A 12,488-nucleotide genomic window follows, 5' to 3' on the forward strand; every position below is an offset into this window, starting at 1 on the left:
TCAGGGTTCACTACCGGCGGCGTAGAAGCAAATAGGGAGAAGATGATACAAGCAAGTACAATTACTGCTCCCTCAAGCAAAACGGCACAGTAGCTCTTTATAAAGCTCTTACCCACATTCTGCGACGGTTCTCCGGCAAAAGTGGAAAGCGGTATCGGAGCGAGAGCCGTGTACATATACAGCTTGAAAAATCGTCCGTACACCGTCATTATCATAATGAACGACAAGACCGTGATAAACAGTCCTCCGATAAGAGTAACCGCCCACAATGGGATACTCTCAAAAAATCCGCAGCTCTCAATGGTTGTTACCATTTCAGCAGGTAAGGTTGTTTGATTGGGCGTACCGAATCCCGCAGATGTCATAATGGTTGAAATCGTACCTTGTACGATGTCGAACAGGGCAAGCATAAGCTCCAGCCCGTAGGTAATCACACCTTTGGCAATGGCAAAGCGGATAAACAGCTTTAATGCGTGTTCCGGTTTCTTTACATCGGTAAAACTTCCGCAGGTGCGAACCACACCGACAACAAAAAACAGAACAAGCAGGGCAAGACCGATAGCCTGAACTGCTCCGTTGATATTCACCATTACCGACCAAATACTGCCGCCTTTGAACTGTTGCGGCGAAGTGGTTAGCAACTGCCATATTTCCGATAGCTTGCTGTTCCAAGTTTCAAGGGCATTTTCGAGGTTCTGAACTACCCAGTTATCACTCATCTGTTTGCACCTCCTTTAAGATTAGGAGCATACCTGAAATGCCAGGTATGCCCCGTTTGATAACTGTGTTCTCTTAACCGGTAATAAGGGTCAGGATTTCCTTTGCAAAGGTAATGATGATACCGCCCGCAAGAGTCAGGAAACCGTTGGCTCTCTGAGACGGGTCGTGAGACTTCAAAGAGAGACCGACCTGAACGATACCGAAGCCAAGCAGGATAAGACCGATGGCACGGATAAGACCGAAGATGAAATCGGACAGATTGTTGACCACGGTAATCGGGTCGCTGGCGGCAAAAGCGGTAACGCTCATACCGCAAACAAGAGTTGCTGCTGCGATTACGGCGCAGTAAGCACGGAAGCCTTTCCGAACCTTTCCGGTCATAGGCAACTTCTGAGTAGTTTTCTTTTCGTTGTTCTTCTTAAAAATGTTCATTGTGTTTTCCTCCGTTAAAATAAGTTTTTATTTACTTCAAAATCCTCATCGGACAGAAGCTCGTAATTGGTTTCTCCGTAGCTTTCCTCCGGAAGTTCTTCCGGGTCAATAGAAAGAACGGAAATTGATGAGTGCTTGACGGTAACTTCGCCGTGCTTATAGGCAGAAGCCTTTCCATCGGTTGTAAGTGCCACATTCGGGTGCTTCAAGATGTCATACTTGAAGTCCATAACGGGGCGTTCTCCACGAATAAACAGAATTGCATATTGGTTATCAAGCATACGAACCTCATCAGGGGTAAGAAGCTCTCGACCGCTAATCTGATAATTGGTGGAGTAGTTACCGCTTCGCCCGGTACTCTTTCCGAAAGTGTTGGTATCAATGGTTTCCTTGCCGAGAAGCTCGGACACATATTTGTGGGTGCTTTGCTCGTTACCGCCGAGATACAAAAACTCGTCGCAGTTGCCGACAATACTTTCCCATTGCTTTTCAAACAAGGCTTTTAACTGAGCCAAGTTCTGCAAGATGATACTTACCGATACTCCACGGGAACGCATAACCGACAGTATCTTGTCAAAGTCATCGGGCAGGCTCACATTCGCAAATTCGTCCATCAGGAAATGCACGGGAACGGGAAGCGAGCCTCCGTGAATATGGTCGGCAGCATAAAACAACTGCTGAAAAAGCTGTGTGTAAAGGATAGATACCAAGAAGTTAAAGCTGGAATCGTTGTCCGGTATCAAAGCGAACAGAGCGACCTTTTGCTCTCCGAGTGATGGGAGGTCAAGCTCGTCTGTGGTAGTTAAAGAAGCAAGACTTTCAAGGTTAAACTTTTCCAGTCTTGCCGCAAGGGTTATCTGTATGGACTTTAAGGTTTTCGCCGCACCTGAATGATAGGAACGGTAATACTTCAAAGCGATGTGGTCGGGATTTGACATTTCCAATTCCGCAAACAGTTCGTCAAGGGGAGAAGGTCTTGTGTCCTCCTCGTCCTCAATCGCACCGGCTCTGAGCATTTCCATTATCATTGCAAAGTTCTGTTCATCTTCGGGTGCTTCATAATGAAGATAGAATACAAGTGCAAGCAGAAGCATTGAAGCCGAGGTGTCCCAAAAGGGGTCTTGTGCCTGACTGCCTTTCGGAGTGGTACTCTTAAAAAGGTTCGTCACGAGCTTTTGCACATCGTTGTCGTTCTGCAAATAGACAAACGGGTTATAGCAATGGCTTTTCTCCATTGAAATCAAATCGAGAACACGGACTTCATAGCCTTTGCTTTCAAGCAGCTTTCCGGTATCTCGGAGAATTTCGCCCTTTGGGTCAAGAATGACAAATGATGTGTTGCACTGCATAAGATTCGGCTTGCAGTAAAACCTTGTCTTACCGGCTCCCGAACCGCCGCACACAAGGGTGTTTAAGTTTCTTCGGTGCTTCTTCGCATTGAGTCCGATACAGACATTTTGTGTCATCAGCTTATTTGCAGAAGCCGGAGACTGTCTGTATTTTTTGTTTACGGCTCTTGCATTGCCCCATTTCGCAGAGCCGTGTTCTTCACGCCTTCGGTAATTCTTCTGTGTTGAGAAGTAAATCCCGATACCCATTGCATAGCAGAGAAGCAAAACGAGGACAGTTTTTAGGCTGTCCTCGCATAGCTCAATATGGAATGGGTTGTTGAACGCTGTTAATAGGCTCGGCAGTATTTCCGGCAATCCTCCTTTTACAGAGGGTGCAATCAGAAGTGCCAGCCATACGACCGGGATAATACCGATGACGGAAAGAATAATCGCAGACTGCCTTTCGTTATCTCGATTCACAGGAGCGTTCCTTTTCGATAACTCTAAACTTTTTCTTTGGGGCAGTTCCGACCTTGATGATAAGGTCGTCCACCGCATCGGTAGATTTACCCTCGTTCATCAAATCTGTTTTCTCATCGTTGAGAGAACGGATAATAATGCCGTGTTCATAATCGTCCAATGCGATATGATACATTTCTTCCTTCGCCATAGTCTCACCTTATCTTTCGTAGTCTTTGCTTCGTTCCTGCTTTTTCTTGTAAAGCTCATCGGAAACACGGGAGTGAATATCCGCCATCGCATTTCTCGTTTTGGAAAGCTCATAGCGAATATCCTTCGGCTCTTTGCCTGCGAGCTTCTCAGGGATACGGTTGATTGCAAAATTCTGTGTATCGACGCCGTACTTCTTGCAAAGCATATAGCCGATACAAACCGCCTGAAAGCCCATATCCGCTCTGCTGTAACTGTCGCTGTTGATGGAGAGCTGTGCGTGGCCAAGCTCCTGTGCTACGCACTGAGCGACCGCTACGCTGTCTCCCACATCACGCTTTACATACAAGGTCTGTTCCTCGTTGTTGTAAAACGCCGCCATATTGGGATACGGAAGTTCATTTGTTGCTTCCACTTCAACAGGGGAAGAATCCAGCATAACGGTAATGAGTGCTTTCGGGTCACGGTTGACAGTCGGTGCAGGCGGTCTCTTGCCGTTGGTCTGCGAAACATCAAAGACCTTTTTCACATTGTAGGAAATGCCGGTTGTACCGTCTCTCTTGGCATACTCGATAGGTTCAAGAATGGAAATGCTTTTCGCACCTTTCTGAATTTTCACATTATCCTTGCTCCAGTCATCAAAGTTTTTGAGCTGGCTTGCTTCGGGAAGCTGCTTGAAAATCAGAAGTGCGTTGACCGCAGAGTATCTGTCAAGTCGGCTCTGCGTATCAAGAAAGGCTTTGAACTTTTCCGGGTCGGAAACAATCGCCTTTGCGGTGTCGTCCGCCATCTGATATACGGCTTCTTTTTCAGCCTTCATCTTCTCGGCGTATTCCTCTTTGGAAAGTCGTTTGCTCTGCTGTCCTGCCTTAGCAGGGGTAAAATTGTTTGTCATTGTGATTACCTCTCTTTCACATTTTTGTTTTTGGGTTTCGGCTGCTGGTGTACGGTCTGTGCCGGGGCGTTCTTGACCTCCGGCTTTGATACCTCCGGCTCTTTGCGTTCTGCTTCTTTCTGCTGCTTGGACTGTGCCTTGTATCGGTCGAGCTTTGCTTTCACCGACGGCTTTCTCTGTCTGTCGCTGACAGTACCCTTATCAGTTTGCATATCTACCGGCTCGGAGTCGTGCCTTGACGGAGGGTTTTTGTCCGTTTTGGCGACTGTGGGGTTTGACTGGGAATACCCCTCTTTCTGAATAGGTTTTCTGACGGCTTCCTCAGTGATGATTTCGTTTTTGGTTTTCGTCGGCTTGTCTTTCTCCAAAGCTTCACGCTTTTCGACAGCCTTCTGAGACTCGGTGACAATCGCAGCCTTATCAACTTTACCGAGTTCAAATCTCTCAACGATTCTCTGAATTTTGGAAGCGTCCTCTGCACGGGCAATAATATCAATCGGTACATTATCGCCCTTTGTGTTTTTATCCCTGAGTACGCAGTAGAGAACGCCGTAGCGTTTTGCCTGCTCGGTAAACTTCTTCAAGTCCTTGTTGGGGATAGAAAACACCTTCAGCTCCTTGCCCGACTTAATCATATTGGTAAGTCGAGCCTTGCCTTTTGTTTTCTGTTCCTGTTTGAGAACAGAGACTAAAAGAACGGCAATATTTTTAGCTGCCGCTCCGCTTAATTTTGCGGCTACTTCAAAGCCCTCAAGCGATAGCCTGACGACCTGTTCTGCCGCATCACCTCCGTTTGTCATTACGGTTCTGCTCCTTTCTTTCTTGTTTTTCTTCGTAAACTCTAACCGTTTCAAGGTTGGCTTCAATGACCTTTGACCTTTCGGCTATGTCATCACAAAGACCGACCTCTTTGCGGAGAGTCCACAGCTTGCTCGTGATTGCCGTAATCTGCTCTTTGACATTTGATAGCTCATCGTCACTCAAATTTCTTCTTAACTGTTTTCGCAGGTGCGTTCTATCGTCAGTCAAGGATTTGATTTGCGACAACACGGACTCTTTATATGAGAAAAGCTGCTCGTCGGTAGAAATGTTCTCCCGTCCAAGCAGCCTTGTCTCCTGAGTGATTTTGTCGAGCTTCAGCAAATCTTCTTTCAAAAGATAGTGAAGCCTTGCGGTATTCTGTTTTTTGTACTTCGGCAGATAGCCGAGCTTATAGCAGTAATGCAGATACAGTCCATACAGTCCGCCGACCTTTTTGATTTTGTGTTCTCTTGTGGGCATTCGGTACTGCCTGACTCTTACCGTTTCTTTGGCAAAAGGAACGATGAGAACCTTTTGATTTTCCGTCAGCCTACGCTTGATTGCTTCCTCGGTATAATTCTCTCCGAGGGATTTAAGTCGTATCGGCTTCTTGTATCCTTTCGGAACAATCGTCCAATACTTTCGGCTGTCGCTGAGACAATGTTCATAGCCCATCTGCGTGAGAATATAATCAAAGGTCTTTAAGTTGGTGCTGTGTGCAATCGCTTCATCAATGGCGTCACGGGTCATTGAATATCGGCTCGGCATACCGGCTTGCTCCTGCTTATAGTAATAAGAGGATTGCTTACTGCGGTTTGGGTTCGGATTGTAATACAGTCCGTATTTTTCACAGAGACGGTCGGCAACCAAGCGAAACTTGAACCACGCTTTTTCATCGCCCCATAACCGCTTGCCGTCCACAAAGGAAACGGAGTTGATTACATAGTGGCAGTGCAGGTGCTTCGTGTTCAGATGTGTAGTAACCACCACCTGAAATCTTTTGCCCCACACTTCGTTTGCAAATTCCATTCCGATTTTCTGTGCCAGCTCCGGGGATATGTCCTGTTCCTTAAAGCTCAGGTATCCGTGATAGGCTTGTATGCCGTCGTCTTTGCCGTATGCTTTTTTCACAGAAACAAACTGGTCTCTTGCGGTCGCAGGATTGCAGTTGATACCCTCAACGAAAAACTCACGCTCGGTTTTTTCTTCGTCCTTTGCGTAGCTGAGAACATCACGGAGAGCCTGATACTGTTCCTCGGTGTAAATATCTGCCGCAGTCTTTTCGGGATTGGCGGCATAGTCGATTACCTGACCGAGCCTTGATGTGACAGACCACAATTTACTTACTGCCATTTCATATCGCTCTTATCGGGTCTTAAAAAAGTACGCTCCACATCAGCCTGAAACTTGTGCCAACGCTCGGCTTCCTTTTTAAGCTGCGGTGCGTCCACAAATCCGAGGGTATTTGCCTTCGCCGCAAGCTGATTGATGTTGTTGCCGATAGCAGAAAGCTCACGCATAACATCGTAAAATCTTTCGTCGGGCTTTTCTCTCGGCTCGTATCCTTTGAGAAGCAAACGGATAAGACCGCCTTCGGAAAGACACGCCCGTTTTGCTTTTTTCTGCAAATCCTGAGCTTCTGCCTTGTTCATCAGAATGTGCTTTTCAATGTTTCTCTTGCTCATTTTTATCGCTGTCCTTTCTGTAAATATAGTGTCTGTCCCGGTTTATCTGAAACAGGCACATTGTTGTTACTCCAAAAAAGCCGCCAATGATTAACCCGGCGGCAACCAATACTATCTCCCGCATTTCTTATGCTCCTTTCTTGCTTGGGGTATTAGGGGCAACCCCTAACGAGTGTACCGTTTTGGACATTCCTGTCCATAAATGGTCTGCTCGCTAAGATTATGCAGACACTCAGGGTTGCCCCATAGATTGACTCTTATCTCTCCATATCCTTTGAGACAGGCTTATACGGCTTTGCTTCAATACCGTCCAAGGACTTATAAAATCTCTCCGGGTATTTGAACTTTTCCTCGTACTTACGAGCCAGTTCTTTCGGCATACTGAGAAACTTTTCCGACTCAATCGGTGCGTATGCAATGAAGAACTTGCCGGCAATAATGTCGAGCATTTCACGGTTGCTGTCGTCTTTCACATAACATTTTTCAATCTTCCAACCGTCCTTGCCGCCGTGTTCATCAGCCATATACGCTTCCAGTCGCACACATTTATCCGAGCCGTCAAGGGAAGAAGCATAGATAGAATATCCTCCCATACCCTCAATGAAAGCCTTATTGTTACTGCTGACAACATAGGTTCTTTGTTCCTCTGTGTAAGGCTTGTCAAAGCTGTCATCCGTAAAAACAATATATCCGGTCGTGTGGTTTCTTTCTTTTTCTGCCTGCCGGAAATGAGCTTTCAACTGCGGATAACTCATCTCAACATTCTCAGGCTCGGAATAAACTGCCCTGTTCAGAGGCATACCGTTCATCTTTCCTTCCTCGTTGCAGATGATGGCAACCTCGTCCTCAAAGGGCATATATTCTTCAATATCTCCCTCCACAAGAGACTGCATTGCTTCCAGCGTATCCTCAATTTCAATGAGCTTCGGATACCTGCCCGGCTCAACAAGAATGACGGAAATCTTCTCAGGTGCTTCTACCTTTTCAAAGGTATCCTCGTTAATATTCAAGGCGAGGGAGCTTCCGTTTTCCCAACTCATATGAATCTGTCCGGCGTCGTCAACGAATTTAACCGTTCCTTTCAGACCGTAGGGCATTTGACTTTCGCCAGCCATTTCAGTGAGTACAATCTGCGTTCCCTCCGGGTACATTTCTCTGATTTCTTTTAGTTTCATCGTGCAAAACTCCTTTCGGTTTTATCTTTTATCCCTAAGCGTTTACAAAGAAAGTCGTTGACATCTTTCCCGTATTGGGGAGGGTCGTCAACGACTTCATACTTATCTGAAAGAATCGTCTGCAACGCTTTGGTCGCTTTTCTTCCGGCAATATCATTGTCCAAATGAAGAACAATTCGCCTGATTGTTTTGTCCTTTTCAAGCAGCCTGCCGAGTGTAACAGGCACTTTCGAGTCCTCGATTTTCTGCTTTGGGGAATACACTCCCGCAAGAGAAACAAGGTTAAACTGTCGCCAGTCTTTGCCCTCCAGCTTCATCAAAGTTGCATAGGAAAGCAGGTCAATGGCACACTCAAAAAGATGAACCTCTCCGGTGTTCTCGGCAGTCAGGCGGAAAGAATATTGCTTTTTGCTTCCGGTGCAGTCGCCCATAATTCTTGATTGATTTGTTGCTCTGTATGCGGCGTATTTAGGTTCTTTGTTCTCGTCATAGCCGATAAAAACAGCATTATGATATGGGAGCGACTCGATGATTAGCTTCTGTTCCAAGCAGTAGTTGATAATTTCATAATCAATCCCACGCCCGAAAAGATAATCAAATACCACATCGGTAGTGGGGCTTTTTTCAGGCAGAAGCAAAGGCTGGTTCTCATAACTTTTGATGTTTTCACAAGTCGGAAAGCTGACTGAACCGTTTCCCATAATGGTCTGAACCGCCTCCACAAAATCCATTCCACGGACTTTGATAAGGTAATCGAGGGCAGATTTGCCCCCGATACCTCTCGACCACCACATCCATTTGCCGTTGGAAATCTTCAAGCTGTCGTGGGTTCTTGTGGTGTAGGTGTTACTTGAAAATTTAACAAGCTCGCCCGGTTCATACTCTCTAAGATAGGTTAATAAATCCATTCGTTTGGCTTCGGTTATGACTTCCGGTGCAATATACGGCATAATTATCACCGCCGTTCTACATCAGCAAATCGGCAACCGCTTTCTGTATCGGTTCGTTGATACTGAGCTTTGCAATGATAATGAGTATCTTATCAACAGGGCAGCCGATGTCATTCCAAACAGTCCAAGCACCTCCCGCAAGGTCGTCGTTTTCATACAAAGCAATGATTTCTTCCGGCGAAAACACCGTTTCAATGCTCTGTCGAACCAACTCTCCGTAGAAAGAAAGCTTTGCATTTCTAAGGGCAAATTCTGCTTCCTTTGCGGGCGGTTTGCTTCTTTTCAATTCGAGATATGCTTTATCAAGTCTCCTGACCACAACCATCATCATTGCGTCAAAAGGGTTAATGATTGCTTTTCTGCAAGGGCAGTTTTCTCTTTCCTTATCGGGTGTCATTTTATCGTTCATAGGTTTTCTCCTTTCGTGTGTTCGGCACTTCGCCCTCATCGGGTTCGCCGCCGACAATTTCGTTTTCTCGCTTATCCATATTGAGCAAGATATTCAGCTCGTCCAAGCGGGCAAGCTTTGTCTTTAGTTCTTCCTCTTGGATAAACGGTTTTTGGACTTCTTTCTTTGCGGTTTCCAACTGATTTGTGGTGTTCTCAAGGTCATTTTCCGCAAGCGACAAGCTCTCGGCAAATCTCTCAATGCCGTTATCAAGACGGATAATATTGCCGTGTGCGTCATCACCGAGAGGAACATTTCTGCTTGTCGCACCTTTCAGTCGAACCTCATAATTTCGCTCTGCGGTATTAAAAAGCAGTTCCGTTTCAAACCCTCGGTACTTGCCGAGAGGAATAGGGTCGGGGCTGTTCATCTGCTTGCAGGCTTCAATGATTGCTTTACCGGCGTCGGCTTTTTCGGAATAAAAAACACCCTTAACCTCCATACCGACAAATCGGTCGTCCGTTGGTTTCGGGTGCTGTTTCGCAGTTTCTACATCTTGCTTCAATCCTTCAATACGGTTTTCCAAAGCTGTAATTCGCTGCGGATAATATTTGATTATCTTATCTTCCAAAGCGTATTTTTCAGATAGAAAGTTGGATTTTAAGAGCTTCAGCTTTTGAACTTGAATGTCCAAATCCATCTTCTCCTTAATATACGGGTTGCCGGTGGCAAGCATTTTAATCTCTGCATAGGAAAGGGCGGTTTCATCAATATCCTCGGCAGAACGCACCGGGGATTTGCTCGTCATAATCTGACTGGCGAACTTTTGCTTTCCCTCTACAAGCTGATAGAGATATGCGTCAAAGGTCTGCTCCGTTACATAGCGGTAAATATCTACATCAGGATTTGAGTTACCCTGACGGATAATTCGACCGGAACGCTGCTCCAAGTCTGACGGTCTCCACGGGCAATCCACATCGTGAAGTGCGATAAGTCTGTCCTGAACATTCGTGCCGGCTCCCATCTTTTGCGTAGAACCGAGAAGCACTCTAACCTCGCCCTTACGGGTCTTTTGGAACAGTTCTTTTTTCTTCACATCGGTATCTGCTTCGTGGATAAAGCGGACTTCGCTTTCGGGGACACCACGCTCTATGAGCTTCTTTCTGATGTCGTTATATACCGAGAATGTTCCGTCATTCTTTGGAGTTGAGAGGTCGCAGAACACAAGCTGTGCCGATTTTTTATCGGCTGTTTCCTCCCAAATACGGTAGATGTTATCGACGCAGGCGTTGATTTTACTGCCCTCAAAATCAGGCAGCATATCGTTTAGCATACGCTGGTCAAGAGCAAGTTTCCTGCCGTCGTTTGTGATTTTGAGCATATTATCTACACTCGAATCCACACCGCCGCCACGGACTTTCTCGGCTCGTTCCGCAAGGGAAGCAACCATCTCTTTCTGCATTTCCGAAGGCTTGACCGCAACATTGTGGAAGTGTGCTTCCGGCACAGGCAGTTCCAGCATATCCGCCGTCTTGATGTCGGCGACCTCCTTAAACATCGCCATAAGCTCCGGTAGGTTGTAGAATTTCGCAAAGCGGGTTTTCGCTCTGTAACCCGTTCCCTCCGGGGTAAGCTCAACGGCTGTTACAGTCTCTCCAAAGGTACTTGCCCACGAGTCGAAGTGCTGCAAGTTGTTTTTGACAAGCGTGTTGTACTGCAAGTATCGCTGAATGGTATAGAGTTCCACCATACTGTTTGAGATAGGAGTACCGGTTGCAAATACCGTTCCTCGACCGCCTGTAAGCTCGTCAAGGTATCGGCACTTCATAAACAGGTCGGAGGATTTCTGTGCTTCCGTTTGAGCGATACCGCCCACATTACGCATTTTGGTGTAAAGATAGAGGTTCTTGTAATAATGACTCTCGTCAATAAAAAGCCTGTCCACACCGAGTTCTTCAAAGGTAACAACATCGTCCTTTCGGCTTTGGTCGTTGAGCTTTTCCAGCTTTTGTTTCACGGACTTTTTAGACTTTTCAAGCTGTTTAATGGAGAAGTTTTCTCCACGGTTTCGCTTCAAATCCATAATACCGTCTGTCAGTTCTTCAAGCTGCTGCTCAAGAATTGCCCTCTGTCTTTCAATGGACATCGGGATTTTCTCAAACTGAGAATGACCGATGATTACGGCGTCATAATCTCCCGTGGCAATTCGACCGCAGAACTTTTTGCGGTTCTTTGTCTCAAAATCTCGCTTTGTCGCTACGAGAATATTCGCCGCCGGATAGAGTTGTAAGAACTCCGCCGCCCATTGCTCGGTTAAGTGATTTGGCACTACGAACAGCGACTTATTGCAAAGTCCCAGTCGTTTGGACTCCATAGCGGCGGCTACCATTTCAAAGGTCTTGCCCGCACCGACTGCGTGTGCTAACAGCGTATTACCGCCGTACAGAATGTGTGCAACCGCATTTTTCTGATGTTCACGGAGTTCGATTTCCGGGTTCATACCGTTGAAAACAATGTGGCTTCCGTCGTACTCACGGGGTCTTATGCTGTTGAACTTATCGTTATACATCTTCGTGAGTTTTTCTCGGCGGGCAGGGTCAGCCCATATCCAGTCCTGAAAGCCCTGCTTTATGAGTTCCTGCTTTGCCTGTGCGATTGCCGTTTCCTTTTTATTGAGAACGGCTTTCTTTTTGCCTTCCTCATCTTCTATATAGTCAAAGATTCGGACATCTTTCAGGTTCAGTGTTTCCTCAATTATCTTATATGCGTTGATACGGGAAGTACCGTATGTGCTGTACGCTTTTACATTGGAACGGTCGTAGCTCTTTCCCTCAATGTTCCATTCGCCGGTAAACTGAGAGTAGTGAACCTTGATATTCCATTGTGCATAGCGTGGGGTGTCGAGAAACTCAAACATAAACTGTTGGAATATTTCGGGCGGTATCCAAGTCGCACCGAGCCTTACGGAAATCTCGCTTGCCGTCAAATCCTTTGGCTGCACCTTTTCAAGTGCCTGCACATTGACGGTGTAATCTTCGGGATACAGTGCCGCAGACCTTTTGGCTGTCGCCAGCTTCTCACGAACATTGCCCGACAGATATTCGTCTGCCATCAGATACTTCGGCTCATAAGAATTGCCGTACTCATAAAGGGGATTTAAGAAGATTACACCCTTTAAGTCAGCGAATAATTCCTCCTCACTTTTGCCGGACAACTCCATCATATATTCCATATCAATGGCTGCTTTTTCGCCCATAGAGACAGCGAGAGCTTCGTCTGCGGTGTCAACCTCCGTTACCGGCTTGTGCGGTTTAATCGTCCTTTTGAAGAACATATCCGCCTTGCGTTCCAGTTCGCCATCTTCGTTGATGACCTCAAGAGCAGACAGCAGAGCATAGGAGCTGTCGTCGGAAAAGGCAGAAGTATTGGCACGGCTGTTAAT

Annotated in this window: 13 protein-coding genes; all 13 read right to left on the reverse strand. The window is 46.4% G+C overall.

Going from position 1 to position 12,488, the window contains the following annotated elements; all coding sequences use genetic code 11:
- The coding region (locus ACLU24_RS13650) for a VirB6/TrbL-like conjugal transfer protein, CD1112 family (RefSeq protein ID WP_412613227.1) at positions 1-719 on the reverse strand (719 nt) is incomplete at its 3' end.
- Between the two features lie 73 nt (positions 720-792).
- Positions 793-1,152 carry a glutamyl-tRNA amidotransferase gene (locus ACLU24_RS13655; RefSeq protein ID WP_080908667.1) on the reverse strand — a complete coding sequence of 120 codons (360 nt, stop codon included), beginning with the start codon at positions 1,150-1,152 and terminating at the stop codon, positions 793-795.
- A gap of 14 nt (positions 1,153-1,166) precedes the next feature.
- Positions 1,167-2,963 (reverse strand): VirD4-like conjugal transfer protein, CD1115 family, encoded by a 1,797-nt coding sequence (locus ACLU24_RS13660; RefSeq protein WP_311871836.1) that lies wholly within the window; start codon positions 2,961-2,963, stop codon positions 1,167-1,169.
- Complete coding sequence (locus ACLU24_RS13665; protein ID WP_003525217.1) at positions 2,950-3,153, reverse strand: hypothetical protein; 204 nt, start codon at positions 3,151-3,153, stop codon at positions 2,950-2,952. Before ACLU24_RS13665 ends, ACLU24_RS13660 begins: the two co-directional genes overlap by 14 nt.
- Positions 3,154-3,162: 9 nt before the next feature.
- On the reverse strand, positions 3,163-4,047 hold the full coding sequence (locus tag ACLU24_RS13670) for an LtrC-like protein (RefSeq protein WP_412613228.1): 885 nt from the start codon (positions 4,045-4,047) through the stop codon (positions 3,163-3,165).
- A 5-nt stretch (positions 4,048-4,052) separates the two neighbouring features.
- On the reverse strand, positions 4,053-4,847 hold the full coding sequence (locus ACLU24_RS13675) for a PcfB family protein (RefSeq protein ID WP_066733286.1): 795 nt from the start codon (positions 4,845-4,847) through the stop codon (positions 4,053-4,055).
- A complete protein-coding gene (locus tag ACLU24_RS13680; protein WP_412613230.1) occupies positions 4,831-6,201 on the reverse strand; it encodes a relaxase/mobilization nuclease domain-containing protein in 1,371 nt (456 codons plus the stop codon). Before ACLU24_RS13680 ends, ACLU24_RS13675 begins: the two co-directional genes overlap by 17 nt.
- Positions 6,192-6,533, reverse strand: coding sequence for a plasmid mobilization protein (locus tag ACLU24_RS13685; RefSeq protein ID WP_015573066.1), 342 nt, complete (start codon positions 6,531-6,533; stop codon positions 6,192-6,194). The genes ACLU24_RS13680 and ACLU24_RS13685 overlap by 10 nt, the downstream gene beginning before the upstream one ends.
- Positions 6,514-6,657 carry a DUF3789 domain-containing protein gene (locus ACLU24_RS13690; RefSeq protein WP_074017777.1) on the reverse strand — a complete coding sequence of 48 codons (144 nt, stop codon included), beginning with the start codon at positions 6,655-6,657 and terminating at the stop codon, positions 6,514-6,516. The genes ACLU24_RS13685 and ACLU24_RS13690 overlap by 20 nt, the downstream gene beginning before the upstream one ends.
- Before the next feature lie 133 nt (positions 6,658-6,790).
- A complete protein-coding gene (locus tag ACLU24_RS13695; RefSeq protein WP_412613232.1) occupies positions 6,791-7,708 on the reverse strand; it encodes a DUF3846 domain-containing protein in 918 nt (305 codons plus the stop codon).
- Entirely contained in the window at positions 7,705-8,658 is a 954-nt protein-coding gene (locus ACLU24_RS13700) for a DUF3991 and TOPRIM domain-containing protein (protein WP_024721691.1), read from the reverse strand. Before ACLU24_RS13700 ends, ACLU24_RS13695 begins: the two co-directional genes overlap by 4 nt.
- Positions 8,659-8,674: 16 nt before the next feature.
- Positions 8,675-9,067, reverse strand: a complete 393-nt coding sequence (locus ACLU24_RS13705; RefSeq protein ID WP_014635901.1) for a hypothetical protein — start codon at positions 9,065-9,067, stop codon at positions 8,675-8,677.
- A partial coding sequence (locus ACLU24_RS13710; protein WP_412613233.1) for a DEAD/DEAH box helicase family protein occupies positions 9,057-12,488 on the reverse strand: 3,432 nt, incomplete at its 5' end. The genes ACLU24_RS13710 and ACLU24_RS13705, both read right to left, overlap by 11 nt.

Source organism: Pseudoruminococcus sp., from assembly GCF_047012705.1.
In the GTDB taxonomy this organism is placed as follows: Bacteria; Bacillota; Clostridia; order Oscillospirales; family Acutalibacteraceae; genus Pseudoruminococcus.

Bases quoted from the DNA above. Each gene is read 5' to 3' on its own strand.
- ACLU24_RS13655 (WP_080908667.1), bottom strand. From the start codon at position 1,152: ATGAACATTTTTAAGAAGAACAACGAAAAGAAAACTACTCAGAAGTTG.
- ACLU24_RS13665 (WP_003525217.1), bottom strand. From the start codon at position 3,153: ATGGCGAAGGAAGAAATGTATCATATCGCATTGGACGATTATGAACAC.
- ACLU24_RS13670 (WP_412613228.1), bottom strand. From the start codon at position 4,047: ATGACAAACAATTTTACCCCTGCTAAGGCAGGACAGCAGAGCAAACGA.
- ACLU24_RS13675 (WP_066733286.1), bottom strand. From the start codon at position 4,847: ATGACAAACGGAGGTGATGCGGCAGAACAGGTCGTCAGGCTATCGCTT.
- ACLU24_RS13680 (WP_412613230.1), bottom strand. From the start codon at position 6,201: ATGGCAGTAAGTAAATTGTGGTCTGTCACATCAAGGCTCGGTCAGGTA.
- ACLU24_RS13685 (WP_015573066.1), bottom strand. From the start codon at position 6,533: ATGAGCAAGAGAAACATTGAAAAGCACATTCTGATGAACAAGGCAGAA.
- ACLU24_RS13690 (WP_074017777.1), bottom strand. From the start codon at position 6,657: ATGCGGGAGATAGTATTGGTTGCCGCCGGGTTAATCATTGGCGGCTTT.
- ACLU24_RS13695 (WP_412613232.1), bottom strand. From the start codon at position 7,708: ATGAAACTAAAAGAAATCAGAGAAATGTACCCGGAGGGAACGCAGATT.
- ACLU24_RS13700 (WP_024721691.1), bottom strand. From the start codon at position 8,658: ATGCCGTATATTGCACCGGAAGTCATAACCGAAGCCAAACGAATGGAT.
- ACLU24_RS13705 (WP_014635901.1), bottom strand. From the start codon at position 9,067: ATGAACGATAAAATGACACCCGATAAGGAAAGAGAAAACTGCCCTTGC.